20 protein-coding genes are annotated in these 17,167 nt (G+C 59.7%); 10 read left to right on the top strand and 10 right to left on the bottom strand.

Annotated features, from left to right (window positions below; translation table 11 throughout):
• Window positions 1-69: 69 nt before the first annotated feature.
• The 3 genes from ACQY1K_RS08520 to ACQY1K_RS08530 form a co-directional block, all read right to left on the bottom strand.
• Entirely contained in the window at window positions 70-1,587 is a 1,518-nt protein-coding gene (locus ACQY1K_RS08520; RefSeq protein ID WP_062456988.1) for a D-alanyl-D-alanine carboxypeptidase, read from the bottom strand.
• Window positions 1,588-1,705: 118 nt separating this feature from the next.
• Complete coding sequence (locus ACQY1K_RS08525) at window positions 1,706-2,398, bottom strand: hypothetical protein (RefSeq protein WP_430258792.1); 693 nt, start codon at window positions 2,396-2,398, stop codon at window positions 1,706-1,708.
• Window positions 2,399-2,688: 290 nt separating this feature from the next.
• Window positions 2,689-3,255: a transglutaminase-like cysteine peptidase gene (locus tag ACQY1K_RS08530; protein ID WP_092662577.1), complete on the bottom strand. Its 567-nt coding sequence runs from the start codon at window positions 3,253-3,255 to the stop codon at window positions 2,689-2,691.
• Between the two features lie 293 nt (window positions 3,256-3,548).
• On the opposite strand from ACQY1K_RS08530, the gene ACQY1K_RS08535 reads away from it, so the two are divergent.
• On the top strand, window positions 3,549-3,740 hold the full coding sequence (locus ACQY1K_RS08535; RefSeq protein WP_156461844.1) for a hypothetical protein: 192 nt from the start codon (window positions 3,549-3,551) through the stop codon (window positions 3,738-3,740).
• 90 nt (window positions 3,741-3,830) lie between these two features.
• Here ACQY1K_RS08535 and ACQY1K_RS08540 read toward each other — a convergent pair whose 3' ends face one another.
• Together ACQY1K_RS08540 and ACQY1K_RS08545 are read right to left on the bottom strand one after the other, a co-directional pair.
• On the bottom strand, window positions 3,831-4,442 hold the full coding sequence (locus tag ACQY1K_RS08540) for a PilZ domain-containing protein (RefSeq protein ID WP_062456977.1): 612 nt from the start codon (window positions 4,440-4,442) through the stop codon (window positions 3,831-3,833).
• 73 nt (window positions 4,443-4,515) lie between these two features.
• Window positions 4,516-5,103, bottom strand: a complete 588-nt coding sequence (locus ACQY1K_RS08545; protein ID WP_062456974.1) for a PAS domain-containing protein — start codon at window positions 5,101-5,103, stop codon at window positions 4,516-4,518.
• 226 nt (window positions 5,104-5,329) lie between these two features.
• Here ACQY1K_RS08545 and ACQY1K_RS08550 point away from each other — a divergent pair, with 226 nt between their 5' ends.
• Both ACQY1K_RS08550 and ACQY1K_RS08555 read left to right on the top strand, forming a co-directional pair.
• A complete protein-coding gene (locus ACQY1K_RS08550) occupies window positions 5,330-6,103 on the top strand; it encodes a rhomboid family intramembrane serine protease (RefSeq protein ID WP_184655004.1) in 774 nt (257 codons plus the stop codon).
• A gap of 100 nt (window positions 6,104-6,203) precedes the next feature.
• Window positions 6,204-6,638, top strand: a complete 435-nt coding sequence (locus ACQY1K_RS08555) for a CBS domain-containing protein (protein WP_062456971.1) — start codon at window positions 6,204-6,206, stop codon at window positions 6,636-6,638.
• Between the two features lie 33 nt (window positions 6,639-6,671).
• Here the strand turns inward: ACQY1K_RS08555 and ACQY1K_RS08560 are convergent, their stop codons facing one another.
• From ACQY1K_RS08560 to folE, 3 genes are all read right to left on the bottom strand, one after another.
• Window positions 6,672-7,634 (bottom strand): patatin-like phospholipase family protein, encoded by a 963-nt coding sequence (locus tag ACQY1K_RS08560; RefSeq protein ID WP_062458055.1) that lies wholly within the window; start codon window positions 7,632-7,634, stop codon window positions 6,672-6,674.
• Between the two features lie 105 nt (window positions 7,635-7,739).
• Window positions 7,740-8,210: a phosphoribosyl-AMP cyclohydrolase gene (gene hisI / locus ACQY1K_RS08565; RefSeq protein ID WP_062456968.1), complete on the bottom strand. Its 471-nt coding sequence runs from the start codon at window positions 8,208-8,210 to the stop codon at window positions 7,740-7,742.
• Window positions 8,211-8,218: 8 nt separating this feature from the next.
• Complete coding sequence (gene folE, locus ACQY1K_RS08570; RefSeq protein WP_062458053.1) at window positions 8,219-8,833, bottom strand: GTP cyclohydrolase I FolE; 615 nt, start codon at window positions 8,831-8,833, stop codon at window positions 8,219-8,221.
• A gap of 289 nt (window positions 8,834-9,122) precedes the next feature.
• Here folE and ACQY1K_RS08575 point away from each other — a divergent pair, with 289 nt between their 5' ends.
• From ACQY1K_RS08575 to ACQY1K_RS08590, 4 genes are all read left to right on the top strand, one after another.
• The gene (locus ACQY1K_RS08575) at window positions 9,123-9,572 is read left to right on the top strand and encodes an iron-sulfur cluster assembly scaffold protein (protein WP_062456964.1); all 450 of its coding nucleotides are present in this window, start codon (window positions 9,123-9,125) and stop codon (window positions 9,570-9,572) included.
• Window positions 9,572-9,928, top strand: a complete 357-nt coding sequence (gene yidD / locus ACQY1K_RS08580) for a membrane protein insertion efficiency factor YidD (RefSeq protein ID WP_430256620.1) — start codon at window positions 9,572-9,574, stop codon at window positions 9,926-9,928. Before ACQY1K_RS08575 ends, yidD begins: the two co-directional genes overlap by 1 nt.
• Before the next feature lie 210 nt (window positions 9,929-10,138).
• Window positions 10,139-12,139, top strand: a complete 2,001-nt coding sequence (thrS, locus tag ACQY1K_RS08585) for a threonine--tRNA ligase (RefSeq protein WP_430256621.1) — start codon at window positions 10,139-10,141, stop codon at window positions 12,137-12,139.
• A gap of 106 nt (window positions 12,140-12,245) precedes the next feature.
• Complete coding sequence (locus ACQY1K_RS08590) at window positions 12,246-13,088, top strand: lysophospholipid acyltransferase family protein (protein WP_430258795.1); 843 nt, start codon at window positions 12,246-12,248, stop codon at window positions 13,086-13,088.
• Between the two features lie 15 nt (window positions 13,089-13,103).
• Here ACQY1K_RS08590 and ACQY1K_RS08595 read toward each other — a convergent pair whose 3' ends face one another.
• Window positions 13,104-14,093, bottom strand: a complete 990-nt coding sequence (locus tag ACQY1K_RS08595; protein ID WP_430258797.1) for a hypothetical protein — start codon at window positions 14,091-14,093, stop codon at window positions 13,104-13,106.
• A 108-nt stretch (window positions 14,094-14,201) separates the two neighbouring features.
• Between ACQY1K_RS08595 and ACQY1K_RS08600 the strand changes: the two genes are divergently transcribed.
• The 3 genes from ACQY1K_RS08600 to ACQY1K_RS08610 all read left to right on the top strand — a co-directional run bounded on the left by ACQY1K_RS08600 (window position 14,202) and on the right by ACQY1K_RS08610 (window position 16,661).
• Window positions 14,202-14,777 carry a nitroreductase family protein gene (locus ACQY1K_RS08600; protein ID WP_430258799.1) on the top strand — a complete coding sequence of 192 codons (576 nt, stop codon included), beginning with the start codon at window positions 14,202-14,204 and terminating at the stop codon, window positions 14,775-14,777.
• A 4-nt stretch (window positions 14,778-14,781) separates the two neighbouring features.
• Entirely contained in the window at window positions 14,782-15,384 is a 603-nt protein-coding gene (locus ACQY1K_RS08605; protein ID WP_062456946.1) for a flavin reductase family protein, read from the top strand.
• A gap of 149 nt (window positions 15,385-15,533) precedes the next feature.
• Window positions 15,534-16,661, top strand: coding sequence for a DUF2336 domain-containing protein (locus tag ACQY1K_RS08610; protein ID WP_430258801.1), 1,128 nt, complete (start codon window positions 15,534-15,536; stop codon window positions 16,659-16,661).
• A gap of 2 nt (window positions 16,662-16,663) precedes the next feature.
• Here ACQY1K_RS08610 and ACQY1K_RS08615 read toward each other — a convergent pair whose 3' ends face one another.
• Window positions 16,664-17,101: a hypothetical protein gene (locus ACQY1K_RS08615; RefSeq protein WP_062580693.1), complete on the bottom strand. Its 438-nt coding sequence runs from the start codon at window positions 17,099-17,101 to the stop codon at window positions 16,664-16,666.
• Window positions 17,102-17,167 lie beyond the last annotated feature (66 nt).

Below are 17,167 nucleotides of genomic sequence, written 5' to 3' on the forward strand. Positions count from 1 at the left end.
TCACTGCGCCGGCGGATACAAAACACGGTGGCTGGCGCAGCTTTTTTCAGTGGTCGTCTGATGGGCCGATTACTGTATCGACGCCCAGCAGTTCACGCCTTTCTTCTTCAGGATATTGCAGGCATCGATCGCGGACTTCTGGTCGCCGAAGCCCCCGAAACGTGCCCGATAGACCTGGCCGCCATTGGTGCTGAAGGCGACTGTGAAGGGTTTGGCGGAACGCAATACCTTGCCGCCTTTATCCTGCGCATCCTGCAGGAGTTCGTTTGCCATCGAAGGATTGGGCGAGACGCCAATCTGGATGACCCAACCGGACACATCACCCTTGAGAGACACTTTGGGCGTATCGCGGGTGGATGCCGTGGTGACCGAATCGATTGCCGCCATTTCGGTCCGCTCGCCGGCGCCACTGCGCTTCGGAACATATTCCGGGGCAGGGGTCGGGACAGCGCCAGAACCGAGCATTGCGGAATTCATCGCTGCCGAAGCCGTCCGCTTCTGCGAAGGTTCGCCGAGATAGGCGGTTGCAGCAGGTGCTGCCGTCTCGTCATAGCGAGCGCCGGGCATGGGGCCACTGTTAGGAAGGTCGAGAGCCGAAACCTGACGGGCATCGGATACTGCAGCAGCGACACGCGGCTGGCTTGCAACGGGAAGCGATGGTGTCGGAACCGGAGCGGACGGAGCCTGCGAGATCAGGTTGCTCTGACCGCCGCGGGACGCTTTCGGAAGATATTCCGCAACAAGCTTGCGCATCGTTGCATCACGAGCAGCGCTGGAGCGGCCACCGAGCACGACTGCAACGATCGAGCGACCGTCGAGCTGTGCCGACGTTGCCAGATTGCTGCCGGCTGCGCGGGTATAACCGGTCTTGATACCGTCGACGCCGCGGACAGTCCCGACCAGGCGGTTGTGGTTGCCGATCGTCTGCTTGCCGAAATTGAAAGTGCGGATGGAGAAGTAACCGTAATACTGCGGAAAATGCTGGCGAAGAGCGATGCCGAGACGCGCCTGATCACGTGCCGTAGTCATCTGCGCCGTGTTGGGCAGGCCGTGTGCGTTCCGATACGTCGTACGCGTCATGCCGAGGGCACGTGCCTTGTTCGTCATCATCTGCGCAAAGCGGTCTTCGGATCCACCGACGAACTCGCCGAGAGCTGTCGCCATATCATTGGCCGACCGCGTAACGAGTGCACGGATCGCCTGATCGACATTGATGGCGCCGCCGGGGCGCACACCCAGTTTCGAAGGCGGCTCGGACGCAGCATGCGCAGAAACCGGAACCTTGGTGTCAAGCGTGATACGACCAGCCTCGAGCGCTTCGAAGGTCAGGTAAAGCGTCATCATCTTCGTGAGCGAAGCTGGATAGCGAAGACCATCCGGATCCTCGCCGTAAAGAACCTTTCCAGACTTGGCGTCGACGACGATCCCTGCATATTTCGGATCGGCATGCGCCGGACTGGCGAGGCTCGAAAAGGCCAAGATCACCGTAAAAAGACAACCGAGAAATTTTCCCGGCACTGCCACGCGTCCCTTGGGGAGGATTGTGGAAAACATGCTCTTCGACACTGCCGCACTCATCGCTTGCATGGTGGTTGTATTACGTCCGGGCTCAGCGCCCCCGATGGGCCCGTTGTCAGGCAATCTAGGGGAACAGCGTTACCAAGAGGTTTATGATGAACGTTTGGTTGCTTCGCAGAGGACCATTTTACCGATTGACCTGCGTTACCGGGTGCCCGGTCACAAGGCGGGTTTGGACATATGTCCGAACTCCGGCGTCAATCTTCTGCCAGTCGCGCAAAAGCACGCTCGAGAATCGATAAAGCACGGTCAGATCCTGCCCGACTCGAATATCGCGCTGGCAGTCGCCGCTGGTAGGGCGCTCACCCGCCAATGGAAATAGGCAACGCACGGCGTAGGGAGAGGCGGTACCAGGCCGTGCGCCCGTCAGAATCACTTCGTTCCCGTAACCGCTGTCCGCCCGGAGGCGATGCAGTGTCAGCCCATGCTCAGCCGGTTCTGCCGGGCCTTCGAAAAGTCCCTCGTAGATCGGCTGAAGCCGCCCCGACATGTCGCGCGACATGGTGCTCTGCGACATTTGTACGAAGATCAGAGATGCCGGCTGAGAGACGGTGTCGAATCGCGCCCGATTGGTGGTGCTGTAGCCCGTCATTTCCGGCCAGGTCAGATAAAGATCCGCCCGTTCAGTTGCACCGCTCCGTCTCTGCTCTTTAAAACGAAGCGTGTTGGCGGAAAGCTGGATGGTATCCTGACCGATCACCAAGTCGAATGTCTCTGTGCTCTCGGAATGGCCACCCAGCATCATCCGCTCGCCGAGCCATCGGCCGCCAACGCTGATGGCGCTGGTCACTATGCCAAGCGCAACCACGATGCCGGTCATCTTGTACAGGGTTCGCCTGGATAGAAGCGGGCTGTCCGTTTCACTAAGGCTGTCGGGTTGCATGCGGCCGGGCTCTCGTCACTGGAGTGGCCGGCGGACCGAACGAGGGGTGCGACCGCGCCGGCAGCGATACCGCCATTGTTGCGGATTTGTGGTTAATGGATCGTTAGTCATAGTCGCGCGACAGCGGTGAGCGCCATAAACGGAAACGCCGGCAGGATACCTCCTCGGAGGCCCTGCCGGCGTTCTGAATGATGACATGGTCGATCATCCGTCGGGGTAATCTTGTCTTACTGGCTGACGCTGCCGACTGCGGTGGCCCGGCCGTCCTGGAGCTTGACCCAACGCGCCGGATCATCGGTCGCCTGGCGCTTCAGGTATGTGTATTCCGTATCGGTCCAGATCATGACCTTGTTGCGCATGTTGTCGAGGACGAAGTCGCCGCGATCCGTGCGGACGGTCAGAACTGCATGACCTTCGCCATTCGGCTGCAGCACGACCGTGATCAGCAGGTTGGAAGGCGAAATGCCCTGCTGCGTCAGCATCTTCCGCTTCAGGAGCACGAAGTCCTCGCAGTCCCCGACGGTCCGCGGGTATGCCCAGCGCTCTTCGACGCCGTAGATTTCCTGGTCGGTCATCGGTGTGATCGAGGTGTTGACCGTGTAGTTGACGTCGAGGATCGTGCGCCAGGTGTCTTCGGTGAGTGCCACGGGGCCGGCGTCCTTGTAGGATGCCACGCATTCGCTCGTGTAGGTCTTGCAGAATTCGTAATGACCGATCGGCGGGTTTGCCTTGCCGATAACGCGCATGGCGCCGGATGGCATCGCAAAGGACTGGACGGTCATGGAGCCGATCATTGCAGCGGCGGCGATTGCGAATGCGAGAGCTTTACGGCAGTTCATTTTTCTTGTCTCCCCGTTGTGGGGAAACAATGCCTCAGACCCTTTGATCGACCGCAAAATACCGCAGTAAAATCAGATGCTTATTCTAATCAACTTTGGCGAAAATACGCGTCGAATTCGACGTGCTTTTTCATAAAATACGCACTGCTTTTTCGGCGTATTTGCATAAAATGCGAGGTAAATTTGACCTATCCGCTCCTATCTCCCTGATACTGCATCGCTTTGATGAAACGTGACATCATCGAAAGGTGAGCGAAGTCTTCGATCTGCCTGTGCCTGTTGCTTTGCTTCGCCGCGTTCCGGGACGAAATCGCGACCAAAACAGCCCGTTTCGCCGCCTAAAACTGCGCGAAAAAAATCCCGAAAAGGCACAAAATAATTCTGGCCACGTGTTTTTTCGGGATTTTGGTGTGTCGGACCAGCAAGTCCAGCGCCGCTGACGATGGCGGTGATCGTAATAATTCACGCCGGAGCAGACACAGCACAACTCAGCTGCGGGCAGGCCGGTTAGAAAATGGATATGATGAGGCTTAGAGGAACTCGGTCAGCGCTTCGCGGGACTGGACCGAGTGAAACTCGATCGCGACGCCTTCCATGAAATGACGCACCACGCGTCCGCGCATGTTTCCGAGGCGTAGCGGGGTCCCGATTGACGGACGGGTCTCGATGTCGACAGCCGCACCGGAAAGCGAAAGGTCAAGCAGCCGGCACGGATAGCGGCGCCCGTCGTCGAGAGTAATCTCCGAACGGGTGTTGCGCGGGGTGAGACGATCGTGGCGACGGTCCTCCGGCAGCCCGAGTTCATGCTTGTTGGCGATCCAGGTCAACTGTGCGGCAAGTTTTTCGCGCTTGCGGTCGGTCGCGTTGATCATCATCAGGAAGCCGCCGCCGGCAACACTGAGAACTGTCCCTTCAAGGCGGCCGACGTGATCGAGATAGGCGATGACCCGCTCGTTGGTCCGTGGACGACCGGCACACTGGAAGCTGACGTCCCCGGGGGACATCTCGATCGCGGTGCAAGCATATTCCTCATGGTCGGCCAGCATCAAGCGGCCGCCGATGTTCACGGAGACGCGTTGGAATGAGCGCTGCGCTGCAGTTGCTTGCGAAACGGATGCCTGAGACGAGGTGCCGGAAAACATGGATGAGCGCTTTTTCAGCTAGAGTCCTAGCCTACATTAGCGACAGGGCGTTAATATATGGTTCCCGAAGCCGTCATTGTGGGAAGAAGCTCGCCGGCAGGAAGCGGCGCAGAAGTCCTGACTGGACCAACTGCGGCTGGTCATGCCCGCAGACGGACAACCCGCCGGTTTCATCGCTTTCGACAAAGCCCCAATCTTGAAGATGCAGCCCACTTGCCGGTCTGGCCGCCACCGGGAACGGGCCGTCGGCAGGCAGAAGTGCTCCGAGTACCCGGTCGCTTCCGGTTTCGGAAGAGCGAAGCGGCATCATCAGCATTTCGCATTCGATTGACGTGCCGGCTACGTTCAGGACTACGTCGGCAATCGCGGGTTTCTCATGGACGAGGATCTGCATGACGACCTCCTGGGCGCGATCGTTTTCTTCGAGATCCCAGATCGTGCGGAACGGCATCCCGCGAAACTCGCCACCGAACAACTCGCATAACCGCGTTCCCGCAAGCCGAAACGTCAATTGGTCGTCTGCCTCGTTTGCGACGATGAAGAGATGAGGCAGAAATCTGCGCAGGGCGACCGGATCGATCTCGTTGCGCATGGGAGGCAACCGCCCGTCGCACAGACCTGTCCAGTATTCGAAGATTTCCGTCGTAGCCGGATTTCGCATTCGCTTTCCCGTGATCCATTTCGAGACGCTTCATCCCGTGCTGAACCGCTTTCTAAGGCACAACACGAGGGTCAGCCTTAACGCTGCGAAAACCATGCCAGAGCGGTGAGCCTAGACGAAAGAATGTCGAACCCGGCGACTAAGTGCTTGTATCCGGTGCTATCTGCAGCTTTTCTTCAGGCGGGTCGTCCTGTAAGCCTGACGCTTCAACAGGGAAGGAATTGTGATGAGCGACAGGCAAGACCTGCCGGGTGCCGCGAACGATACGGACAGGGATGCGGACGCCATCGACGACCAGTCGTCGCAGCCAGTTTTCAATCTTCCCCGAAGTCTGGTGATCTCGGTCCTGTTCCTGGCCGTCGTCTATCTAGTCGATGCTTACTTGCTCGACGAGGAGGCGCAGATCTCGGTGCTGATGTGGTTCGCCTTCACGCCCGTACGCTACGTCGTTCCGTTTGCGGAGCAGAATTTCGAATGGCTGTGGACGCCTGTCACCTATTCCTTCCTGCATGGCGGTATCGAGCATATCGGCTTTAACGCACTCTGGCTGGTTGCCTTTGGAGCGCCGGTCGTGCGCCGCATCGGAACTCTCCGCTACGTGCTGTTCTGGATTTTCTCGGCAGCGGCGGCAGCTTTCTTCCACGCCGGCCTGCATTGGGGCGACCAGACGCTGCTCGTCGGCGCTTCAGGCGTCGTCTCAGGCTTGATGGGCGCCGCGTGCCGGTTCGCGTTCCCGGACGGCCGCGGATACGACCGCAGTTTCGGCCATCTCCATCCACGTCAGTCCATACTCGGCTCTTTCCGGAACCGGACAGTGGTGATTTTCACGGCGATGTGGTTCTTCGGAAACGTGCTTGTCGCCATCGGCCTGCCGCTGATTGGATCCGATGTCGGAGAAATTGCCTGGGATGCTCATATCGGTGGCTTTCTCTTCGGCTTTTTGTTTTTCGGCCTGTTCGACAGGATTGCTGCCGATGACCATCCATTGGCGCCCGCTTGATCTCCAGTTGCTGTCGTCTTAAACTTCGCGTCGAGGGACTGTGCCGCAAACGTCTTTGAGGGGAGACGTTTCGGTTCGAATGGTTTTGGAGGAGCGAGCCATGTCGACGACCGTAAAGAGCATGCTGGATTCGAAGGGCCGTAACGTCGTGACGGTCAGCCCGGACGAGACGTTGCGCCAGATCGCGGGCATCTTGAACGACCGAAACATCGGTGCCGTGATCATTGCCGGGATGGAGGGGCGTATTGCCGGCATTTTTACCGAGAGAGACCTCGTCCACTGCATCGCCACCAAAGGCGTCGATGCGCTGGAGCAGCCGGTCAAGGCCGTCATGACAACCTCCGTGCAACGCTGTCGGGAGGATCAGACGGCAGACGAGGTGATGGGCATGATGACGGCGGGACGGTTCCGCCATGTCCCGGTAGAAGCCGACGGCAAGCTCTCCGGCATCATTTCGATCGGCGACGTCGTGAAATCGCGGCTGCGCGAAGTGGAGATCGAGGCCGAACAGATGAAGGCCTATATCGCCGGGTAAGGCGGCTGGGAGAGCGGCACCTTCGCCCGCATCTCAGCGGGCGAAAACTTCCTGCATGCGCTGAAGCGCCACGATCTGCGACATGGTGGCCTCATAGCCCCGGTCGATCGCCTCGCCGGCGCGGTGGAATTCGGACAGACCGATATCGTTGAGGCGCGGATGCAGCGCCAGATCAGGCGGATCGCCGGCCAGTCTCGCCCGCGATATGCGCTCCTGGATGATGTTGAACGCCTGCACCATGGTGCCGGTGACACCGACGCGGGGGTCGTCCTGATGGCGCGAACGCTCGTGATCGTCCGGCGCATCGGCTGCAGTGTGTTTGACAACCGCGGACCGGCCGAAGACATCGTAGTTGAGGTTCACGGCCACGACCAGCGGCTGCTCGTAGGCGCGACAGACGGAGGTCGGGACCGGATTGACCAGCGCGCCATCGACCAGCGTGCGGCCGCTGCATTTCACAGGTTCAAAAATCCCCGGCAGCGCGTAGGACGCCCGAAGGGCGCGGATCAGAGAGCCGGCCGAAATCCACACTTCGTGCCCGGTATGAAGTTCCGTCGCGACTGCGACGAAGGGACGGTCGAGATCCTCGATGGAGATGCCCTGCAGGTGTTCCTGCATTCGCTTCGTCAACCGCATGCCGCCGATCAGGCCGCCGCCACCGATGGTGAGGTCGAGAAGCGCCGCGATCCGCCGCATGGTCAGAGATCGGGCAAAGCTTTCGAGTTCGTCGAGCTTGCCGGCGAGATAACAGCCTCCGACCAGCGCGCCGATTGACGTGCCGGCAATCATCCCGACTTCGATGCCGGCTTCGTCAAGCGCGCGCAACACGCCGATATGCGCCCATCCGCGGGCCGCGCCGCCACCAAGTGCTAGAGACAGCTTTGCCTTGCGTGGCTGCTCAATGACAATGGGAGGAGGGGACGTCTGGAGCCGATTTGTGACAGCGTCTGCTGGCGCGGCTTGCCGCTCGTTGCGACTCCAACTCCAATTCATCATCGCCCATCACCTCTCAGCTGAACACAGCCACGTACGCCAATTAACGCATCGTTTGGTTGCCAATTCGTTATTCAGGTGGGGATGGTATGAAAGCGGTGCAGACGCCTACCGCTTTCCCGTCTCATCATGACCAGAATACACATGCTCTGGATCAAAGTGACGCTGTTGATCCTGTATTTCAAGGACAGCGCCACCGTCACTTTTCTTTACCGCACGATAGAAACAGGAGCGTCGCCCGGTGTGGCAAGCGGCGTCATGGCCGGACATCGAGACCTTGAGCCAGACGGCGTCCTGATCGCAATCGGTCCTGACCTCATGCACAGTCTGCAGATTGCCGGAGGTCTCGCCCTTCTTCCAGAGTTTCGCTCTCGACCGGCTGTAGTAGTGAGCGACGCCCGTCTCGATCGTCAGCGCAAGCGCCTCGGCGTTCATATGCGCCACCATGAGCAATTCGCCATCGCGAATGTCGGTCACGACAGCGGTCACAAGACCGTCGGAATCGAAACGCGGCGTAAAGGCGCCGTCACCCTCGAGCTCGGCCTTATCCGACGACGGCGCTTCAAAAGTCATTGTCATTTCGGCGCTCAGCGGTTGCGGGCCATGGTAAAGAAGCGCGCCTGCTCGGCCGCGTCGGTCTTGAACGCACCGGTAAAGCGGGTCGTCAGCGTTTGAGAGCCCTGCTTCTCCACACCGCGCATCTCCATGCACATGTGTTCCGCCTCGATCAGAACAGCCACGCCGCGCGGCTTCAATGTCGTGTCGATCGCGCTGGCGATCTGTGCCGTCAAATTTTCCTGCGTCTGGAGGCGACGACCGTAGATCTCGATCACACGGGCAATCTTGGACAATCCAAGGACCCGGCCCTGCGGAAGATAGGCAACGGTCGCCTTGCCTTTGATCGGCAGCATATGGTGCTCGCAATGGGAGAAGAATGGAATATCGCGAACGAGAACCATATCGTCATAACCCGAGACCTCCTCGAAGGTCCGGCCGAGAACCTCTTCGGCCGACAGATCATAGCCCGAAAAGAGCTCGCGATAGGCTTTTGCAACGCGCTTCGGCGTATCGAGCAAACCTTCGCGCTCCGGATCGTCACCGGACCACTGGAGTAAGACGCGCACGGCGTCCTCAGCTTCCTGCTGGGTCGGACGAGGCTGTTTCTGGCTGGAGGCCGGAAAATTCTTCAAAATAGCATCCATCTTGTGTCCCTCGATGCGGGCCAGGGCCACATCCGATCTCACTATGGTAAAAAAGCTGATCGCCATGGATCACGCCGGAATACCAGTTTCCTGACTTTTCGTCTGCGCGTTCCGAATTTTCAAGGCATACCATCGCCGTTTTCGCGTGTTTCTCGAAAACGTGTTTCCTTGATAATTCCCGTCGCGGACAACATATAGGGGCCTAATCCAGATTGTGGTAGGTCATCCCGGTAGACGGTGCGTTCGATCGGTCGAGCGGATGTCGAGGACGATGACGTGAGCGAGCGACATGGACGAGATCTATAACCAGAAAATTCTTGAATTTGCGGGGAACATTGGCCGCGCGGGTGCAATGGACGATGCGGATGCGACGTCCGAAAAGCACTCCAAGCTCTGTGGTTCAAAAGTTCGTGTTTACCTTAAAGTCAGTGACGGCGTGGTGAGCGACTTCTCTCACGAGGTGAGGGCCTGCGCCCTCGGTCAGGCGTCGTCGTCGATCATGGCACGGCATATCGTCGGCGCGCCTGTCGACGAACTGCGCCAGGCGAGGGTCGACATGCTGTCGATGCTGAAAGAGGGCGGCGAAGGCCCGGTCGGCCGCTTCGAAGACATGCGCTACCTGAAGCCTGTGAAGGATTACAAGGCCCGGCATCCGTCTACCATGCTGACATTCGATGCCGTCGTTGACGCTCTCGATCAGATCGACGTCCGCGACCGGGCCGACAAAGCGACCGCCTGATGTGCGGTTCGCCGGATTGTGACCACAACACAAAACGCGGCGGGCCCTATCGATCGCGAAACTGGCAAGGCCCGTTCAAAAAGACGCCCGGACGCCTCGCCGGTATGGGACTGATCCGGTTCTATCAGCTCACTCTTTCCGGCTTTGTCGGAAACGGCTGCCGCCATATTCCGACCTGTTCCGAGTATGGCTACGAGGCGATCGCCCGACACGGGCTCTGGCCCGGTCTCTGGATGACACTGTACCGAGTCGCGCGCTGCGGTCCGGGTGGCTCCGGCGGACTGGACCCGGTTCCGGACCTGCAGAGGCAACGCCAGGTCTGGTGGATGCCCTGGCGATACTGGCGTCATGGATAAGCGTGACACCAGCCCAACTATCTCAAATGACGTCAGTCCTTGCAGCTCGCCAGAGCTCGGAAGCTATAGGCTTTCCGACCATCCGTTCGCGGGTTCCAAACCTTTACTAACGGCCCGAAACACACTATCACCGCGCCCGTTGCCGGCCGGTCGATCTGGCCATTTTACCACCACCCGCATTCGTTGGCGGGACTGGACAGGAGATAGAACATGTCCCAGGTTTCCCTTACATTTCCCGATGGCTCCGTCCGCACGTATGATGCCGGCACGACCGGCCGTGAAGTTGCCGAATCCATTTCCAAGTCGCTTGCCAAAAAGTCTGTCGCGATCGCGATCGACGGGACCGTGCGCGATCTCTCCGACCCCGTCGTCGACGGTCAGATCGAGATCGTTACCCGTACGGACCCCAGGGCACTCGAACTGATCCGCCACGATGCCGCGCACGTCATGGCAGAAGCGGTGCAGGAGCTGTGGCCCGGCACGCAGGTAACCATCGGTCCCGTCATCGAGAACGGCTTCTATTACGACTTTGCCAAGGCCGAGCCCTTCACCCCGGACGACCTGCCGAAGATCGAAAAGCGGATGAAGGAAATCATCCAGCGCAACAAACCCTTCACCAAGGAAGTCTGGCCGCGCAACAAGGCGCGCGAGGTTTTTGCAGCCAAGAGCGAGGCCTACAAGGTCGAGCTGGTCGACGCCATTCCCGAAGACCAGGATCTGAAGATCTATTATCAGGGCGATTGGTTCGACCTGTGCCGCGGGCCGCATATGGCGTCCACGGGCCAGATCGGTACGGCTTTCAAGCTGATGAAGGTGGCTGGCGCCTATTGGCGCGGCGACAGCAACAACGTCATGCTGACGCGCATCTACGGCACGGCCTTTGCGGAGCAGGAGCAGCTCGATAACTACCTGCATATCCTGGCCGAAGCCGAAAAGCGCGACCACCGCAAGCTCGGGCGTGAAATGGACCTTTTCCATTTCCAGGAAGAGGGCCCCGGCGTCGTCTTCTGGCACGGCAAGGGCTGGCGCATGTTCCAGACCCTGACGTCCTACATGCGCCGCCGCCTGGCCGGCACCTACGAAGAGGTCAACGCACCGCAGGTTCTCGACGCGTCTCTCTGGGAAACGTCAGGTCACTGGGGCTGGTACCAGGAAAACATGTTCGCGGTGAAATCCGCTTACGCGTTCACGCATCCAAAGGACGAGGGAGCGGACAATCGCGTCTTCGCACTAAAGCCGATGAACTGCCCCGGCCACGTCCAGATCTTCAAGCATGGTCTGAAGTCCTATCGCGAGCTGCCGATCAGGCTTGCCGAATTCGGTCTCGTTCACCGCTACGAAGCGTCAGGCGCGCTTCATGGTCTGATGCGCGTACGCGGCTTTACGCAGGACGACGCACACGTGTTCTGCACAGACGAGCAGATGGCAGCCGAGTGCCTGCGTATCAACGATCTCATTCTCTCCGTCTACGAGGATTTCGGCTTCGAGGAAGTGGTCGTGAAGCTCTCCACGCGTCCTGAAAAGCGCGTCGGCACCGATGATCTCTGGGATCGCGCCGAAAGCGTCATGACGGACGTTTTGAAAACCATTGAAGAACAGTCCGGCGGTCGAATCAAGACCGGCATTCTTCCGGGCGAGGGCGCTTTCTATGGCCCGAAGTTCGAATATACGCTGAAGGATGCCATCGGCCGCGAATGGCAGTGCGGAACGACCCAGGTCGACTTTAACCTGCCGGAGCGCTTCGGCGCGTTCTACATCGATGCCAACTCGGAAAAGCAGCAGCCGGTGATGATCCACCGTGCCATCTGCGGCTCGATGGAACGGTTCCTCGGCATTCTGATCGAGAACTTCGCAGGCCACATGCCGCTGTGGTTTGCACCGACCCAGGTCGTTGTCGCGACCATCACGTCCGATGCAGACGACTACGGTCGGGAAGTTGCCGAACAGTTGCGCGATGCTGGTCTGCAGGTCGAGACCGACTTCCGCAACGAGAAGATCAACTACAAGGTCCGCGAGCATTCGGTGACCAAGGTTCCGGTCATTATCGTCTGCGGAAAGAAGGAAGCCGAGGAGAACTCGGTCAACATCCGTCGTCTCGGCTCGCAGGCGCAAACGTCGATGACGCTAGAAGAGGCGATTCGGTCGCTTGCGGAAGAAGCGACGCCGCCGGACCTTCGCCGCCGCGCAGCACTGAGAAAACGCCCGGCCTGATCAAGACCAGCGCCCGCGGGCCATGTCCGCGGGTGCTGTCAAAAAACTGCAATCGTTTTGTAATATTGCCTTCTCATCGGATGCGCCTCTCCGTTGGGAGACTGATTTGCGGTTCAGGGAACTTTCCTACGCCAATGACAGGGATCCGCGCTTCAAGCGCTGGTTCATCCGGTCTATCGAGGGGCTCTCGGGACGTGATCGTTTCGCCCGGCTGTATGATATCTGGCGCACCGACATCGTCGGCAAGAGCGACCGCGTCTTCGGCAAGATGCTCGATATCATCGACGTGGGTCTCGAGATAGAAGGCGCGTGGCCTCCCGAAGAACAGCTGCAGTCTCCACTGGTCATCGTTGCAAACCATCCGTTCGGCATCGGAGACGGAATTGCCGTGCTGGCACTTGCCGAACAGCTCGGCCGACCTTTCCGCGTGCTGATCCACAACGATCTCCTGAAGGTTCCTGAGATGGAACCCTATTCGCTGCCCGTATCCTTCGAGGAGACGAAGGAGGCGCTGGTGCTGAACATGCACACGCGGAACGAAGCGATACGGCTGCTGAAAGACGGCACGACCATCATTATCTTTCCAGCCGGCGGTGTCGCAACCGCGAAGAAGGGATTCGGCATTGCCGACGACCTGCCGTGGAAGATCTTCGCCGCAAAACTCATCCAGGCTACCAGGGCCAACGTGGTTCCGGTCTATTTCGAGGGGCAGAATGGTCGGCTCTTTCACCTGGCCAGCCGGATCTCGATGACATTCAGGCTGTCGCTTCTCATCCGCGAGTTTAAACGCCTGTCTGGAACGTCGATCACGGCACGGGTGGGCAGGGTGATGAGCTGGGACGATATGGCTGGGACCACAGACCGCAAGGAGTTGTTCGGTCTGCTCCACAGTGCCGTCTTCTCCATGCGACCCGTCAGACGTCAGCGGTTTCTCAAGAAGGCCAGTTGACCCAGGAAGCCGATGTCAGTCGGGCACGACGGCAGCGGTCGTGGCATCTGACGGGTTGGCGTTGCGCATCAACACCTCGACATCCACGTTGTTACCAGCCGTCACCTTGAATTCGCGCTGATAGATCTTGTCCTTGTTGCGGGCAACGGCGAGATAGTCGCCCTCGGCCAGCACCATGGAGGGCAGGGCGCTGACGCTTTCGTTGACCACGTCGCCCGCAGCCGTCAGCACCGACCAGGCCGTGTCGGCGATGGCTTCGCCACCCGGCTGAGACACGAGCTTCAGCGACACCTCCGCGGCCTTGTGCTGCAAGACTGCCTGCGTCAGCTTGCCCGCTTCCACCTGGATGTCGGCACGCACGACGGCGTTGATGTCACCGTACTCAGAGACCACGTGATAGGTCCCTGTCGCAAGCCGCACGATGGTGTTGGGCTTTACCTCCGACATCACCAGGGCCCGATCGCCGTTTTCGCGGACTTCGGCCGCATAGACGGAGAAGCTCAGCTGTGCCGGTGGGATAGTCTGGTCCGCTCCGGCAACCGCGTTCAGGATGAACCCGCCGGCATCAAGGACGAGGGTCTGTTTCTGGAAGTCGCCTTCAGAAGGTACAGTTACTTTTTTCGTGACGCCGGCGCGGCCGAACGCGACATTCACGAAATAATCACCCGGCGCCAGCTGGAAAGCGGCGGATCCGCCGTCGGAGCTTGCAACAAGCGGAAGCTTGCCGTCCACACCGGTAATCGGGCTGAATACGCGCCAGGCAAGACCTTCCTGCATCACGTCGCTGTCAGCCGTCAGCCTGGCATCAAACCGCACATCCTTCGCGATCGAGCCGGCGCTTTCGCCCGGTGTGGCCGAGAAGGCGTTCAGCTTGGGCATCTTCCCCGTGCTGTCGAGCTGGCGGAAGCTTCCGAACGCATCGCTTTGCGCGAAACCCAGGTCGGCAGCGGTCAACAGCAGCAGGCCTGCAGCAGCGATACGGGTAACGAACGATAGGCCTGGCATCAGGATATGACCCGTTGACTCTTGTTTTGCGAGAAGCCACTTGAAGACGAACGTCCGGGCATTTTCAAGGCCTACCTCTATATCACGTATCGATCGGAAGCTTTCGACATGGAAAACAACCTGAAGCTCAGCGATTACCTGCAAGAGCGCCACTCGACGCCCGTTGCCCAGATCACAGGCCCGGGCCCATCGCAAGAAGAGCTCGAATCGATCTTGAGCATGTCGGTCCGCGTTCCCGATCATGGCAAAATCGCGCCGTGGCGCCTTGTCGTCTATCGGGGTGACGTTTGCACAAAGCTCGGCGAAACGTTCCTTGAACTCGCGCTCGCCGGTAACCCGGAGATGAATGAACCGGCCAAACAGGCTGAACTGACGCGTTTCACACGTGCACCGCTTGTCGTTGCCGTTGTCAGCACCGCGCAGCCCCACGTCAAAATCCCTGAATGGGAGCAGGTCCTGTCGGCTGGCGCTGTCTGCCTCAACATGCTGATGGCTGCAAATGCACATGGCTATGTTGCCAACTGGCGCACCGAGTGGGTGTGCTACGACGAGCGAGCCCTCGCCGCTCTTGGCATAAGCCCGCGCGAAAAGGTCGCGGGTTTCATTCATATCGGCTCGAGCGATTTCGCGACGCCGGACCGGCCGCGGCCGGCTCTTGCCGACATTGTCACCTACGCAGGTTGAACGCATGTTTTATCGCACCGACACAAACGCCCACGGCATGCGCCATGATCCCTTCAAGGCCATCGTGGCGCCGCGGCCGATCGGCTGGATCGGTACCAAAGGCCGCGACGGTTCGCTGAACCTGTCGCCCTATTCTTTCTTCAACATCGTGTCCGATAACCCCAAGATCGTGATGTTCTCCTCGTCGGGACGCAAGCACAGTCTGAAGAATGCGTCGGACACGGGTTTTTTCACGGCAAGCATGGCCAGCCGCCATGTTTCCGAACAGGTCAACGCTTCCTCGGCTCCGGTAGATTACGGGGTGAATGAGTTCGACCTGGCTGGCCTCACCGCCAGAATGGGAGAGGTCGTCGACGCGCCCTACGTTGCGGAGGCCTATACCGCGCTGGAATGCCGTCTTACCGAAGTGATCCAGCCGAAGGATCTCAAGGGCGAGCTCACCGACGCCTACATGGTGTTTGGCGAGGTGGTCGGAATCCATATCTCCGAAGACATCATCCGGGATGGCCGAATCGACATGCAGCTTGCCCGACCGGTCGGCCGCATGGGCTACCGTGACTATTCCGATGCCGGCGAGGGCGTGTTCGAACTGATCCGTCCGACGTAAGATTTCATACTCTCGGCCTGGTTCAGGCTACGCGTGAGGTGCGCCGCGCCGGGTGTGGAACATGGTGAACCAATCTTAAACTTTTTGTCTCTACCGTGGCACCAGGCTGTTCCAGACGGAGCAGCACCGTTGTGTTTCCGGGGCAGGTCGTGATCGTACAGGCATTTCTTCGTTGGGCTGAGACGGCAAGAGCTGGGGACCGTTCCCGCGCAGCGGATGCCCTTGGTCGGGCATATCTCCACGCGGCGATGGGGGCGGAAGAGCGCAAGGCTGCCGGATTGGCGATCACTTACCTTCTCGATGACCCTTCGCCGCGCGTACGTCTCGCATTGGCAGAATCGATCGCCGATTCGCCCCAGGCTCCTCGTGCGATCATCCTCGCGCTTGCGGAAGATCAGGTCGAGATCGCCTGTACGGTGATTGCCCGCTCGCCCGTCATAAGCGACTCGGATCTTGTCGACCTGATCGGCCGAGGCGATGGAATGACCCGGCGTCTGATCGCCTCGCGGCCAAATCTTTCCCGCGGCGCCTGTGCAGCACTTGCAGAAATCGGCGACGAGCCGGAAATTCTGATTCTGCTCGAAAGTGGCACTGCGTTGATCACAGGCATATCCCTGCGCCGGATCGCCGAGCGGCATGGACAGCGCCACGACATTCGCAACCTTCTGCTCGAGCGCGAAGACCTTCCTTCAGAAGCGCGCCACATGCTCGTTAGCCACATCGCGGACACGCTTCTCAACTGCGGTCTGGTCCGCTCGACGCTTGCTCGCGGCCGTATCGAATATGTGGGCCGCGAGGCCGACGAAGCGGCAACCGTCGCAATTGCAGGAACGACGTCCCAGCAGGAAGTGCCGGCACTTGTCGAGCATCTCCGGGCATCGGGACGCCTCACACCGTCTTTCCTGATCCACGCCCTCTGCCTTGGCAAGGCTGACCTCGTTGCAGAGGCGGTATCGACCCTTTCCGGGCTCGGAGAGCGTCGCGTGAGGCCTATCCTGGCGACAGGCCGCCTTCATGCCGTTTGCGCCCTTTTTGAAGCCTGTGGTCTGACAAGGGAGATTGCCACCGTCTTCGTCGAGGCAGTCCTGCTCTGGCGCGACGCGTCGGCGGGTCGTTCCACCGCTGATGTCTGCGGTCGTCTGATCGAGAGGTTTTCAGGGGCTGCAGGGCAGCATCCGGCAGTCTCGGATATGATCCAGATGATCGAGAGACGGCATCGTCTGGAGATGCGGTTCGCCGCACGGGCCTATGCGAGCGAGTTAGCGCTTGCTGCCTGAGCTTAGCGGTCGAAACGCTTGGCAACCCACGAATAACCGCCTTCGACAAGCCTTACGGGCGTCGTCACGAGCGTCTTGACGCCTTCGGTCGTTGGCAAAACGTTGCGAACCCGCTGGATCGCACGGCTGGCCAGACCTTCCTTCTGCTTCTCGCTTACGTCGCTGTCTGGCTCCGGAGCCGCCGCTATCGGCTCGGACGCTTGATCCCGCACGGGAGGGGTTTGCGACTGTGTTGCTGTCTCGATCGCATCGTCCGGATTCTGGCAGACGGCGATGATTACCGGATAAGGCTGATTGGCATAGGACGGTAGCCTGTCTTCGGAAACGGCGTCGCACATTGCGACCGTCGGCCATCTCTGGTCGACTGTCGAGATGTAGCGGCAGTCCGTGGCCGAATCGTTGCAGCCCAAAATAGTCATGACGATGAGCGCGGAATTCATGCTGTTTTCCCCAATGGCGGTTGTTGGGGGTTAGATTGCTCAATGATGGCGCCAGCGAGGCGCCAC

The sequence above is a fragment of the Neorhizobium sp. IRS_2294 genome (assembly GCF_050500145.1).
GTDB lineage: Bacteria > Pseudomonadota > Alphaproteobacteria > Rhizobiales > Rhizobiaceae > Neorhizobium > Neorhizobium soli.

What these genes read in the sequence shown, in the direction of transcription:
- ACQY1K_RS08520 (WP_062456988.1), bottom strand. Translation starts at nt 1,587, where the DNA reads ATGCAAGCGATGAGTGCGGCAGTGTCGAAGAGCATGTTTTCCACAATC.
- ACQY1K_RS08525 (WP_430258792.1), bottom strand. Translation starts at nt 2,398, where the DNA reads ATGACCGGCATCGTGGTTGCGCTTGGCATAGTGACCAGCGCCATCAGC.
- ACQY1K_RS08530 (WP_092662577.1), bottom strand. Translation starts at nt 3,255, where the DNA reads ATGATCGGCTCCATGACCGTCCAGTCCTTTGCGATGCCATCCGGCGCC.
- ACQY1K_RS08540 (WP_062456977.1), bottom strand. Translation starts at nt 4,442, where the DNA reads ATGTTTTCCGGCACCTCGTCTCAGGCATCCGTTTCGCAAGCAACTGCA.
- ACQY1K_RS08545 (WP_062456974.1), bottom strand. Translation starts at nt 5,103, where the DNA reads ATGCGAAATCCGGCTACGACGGAAATCTTCGAATACTGGACAGGTCTG.
- ACQY1K_RS08550 (WP_184655004.1), top strand. Translation starts at nt 5,330, where the DNA reads ATGAGCGACAGGCAAGACCTGCCGGGTGCCGCGAACGATACGGACAGG.
- ACQY1K_RS08555 (WP_062456971.1), top strand. Translation starts at nt 6,204, where the DNA reads ATGTCGACGACCGTAAAGAGCATGCTGGATTCGAAGGGCCGTAACGTC.
- ACQY1K_RS08560 (WP_062458055.1), bottom strand. Translation starts at nt 7,634, where the DNA reads ATGATGAATTGGAGTTGGAGTCGCAACGAGCGGCAAGCCGCGCCAGCA.
- hisI (WP_062456968.1), bottom strand. Translation starts at nt 8,210, where the DNA reads ATGACAATGACTTTTGAAGCGCCGTCGTCGGATAAGGCCGAGCTCGAG.
- folE (WP_062458053.1), bottom strand. Translation starts at nt 8,833, where the DNA reads ATGGATGCTATTTTGAAGAATTTTCCGGCCTCCAGCCAGAAACAGCCT.
- ACQY1K_RS08575 (WP_062456964.1), top strand. Translation starts at nt 9,123, where the DNA reads ATGGACGAGATCTATAACCAGAAAATTCTTGAATTTGCGGGGAACATT.
- yidD (WP_430256620.1), top strand. Translation starts at nt 9,572, where the DNA reads ATGTGCGGTTCGCCGGATTGTGACCACAACACAAAACGCGGCGGGCCC.
- thrS (WP_430256621.1), top strand. Translation starts at nt 10,139, where the DNA reads ATGTCCCAGGTTTCCCTTACATTTCCCGATGGCTCCGTCCGCACGTAT.
- ACQY1K_RS08595 (WP_430258797.1), bottom strand. Translation starts at nt 14,093, where the DNA reads ATGCCAGGCCTATCGTTCGTTACCCGTATCGCTGCTGCAGGCCTGCTG.
- ACQY1K_RS08600 (WP_430258799.1), top strand. Translation starts at nt 14,202, where the DNA reads ATGGAAAACAACCTGAAGCTCAGCGATTACCTGCAAGAGCGCCACTCG.
- ACQY1K_RS08605 (WP_062456946.1), top strand. Translation starts at nt 14,782, where the DNA reads ATGTTTTATCGCACCGACACAAACGCCCACGGCATGCGCCATGATCCC.
- ACQY1K_RS08615 (WP_062580693.1), bottom strand. Translation starts at nt 17,101, where the DNA reads ATGAATTCCGCGCTCATCGTCATGACTATTTTGGGCTGCAACGATTCG.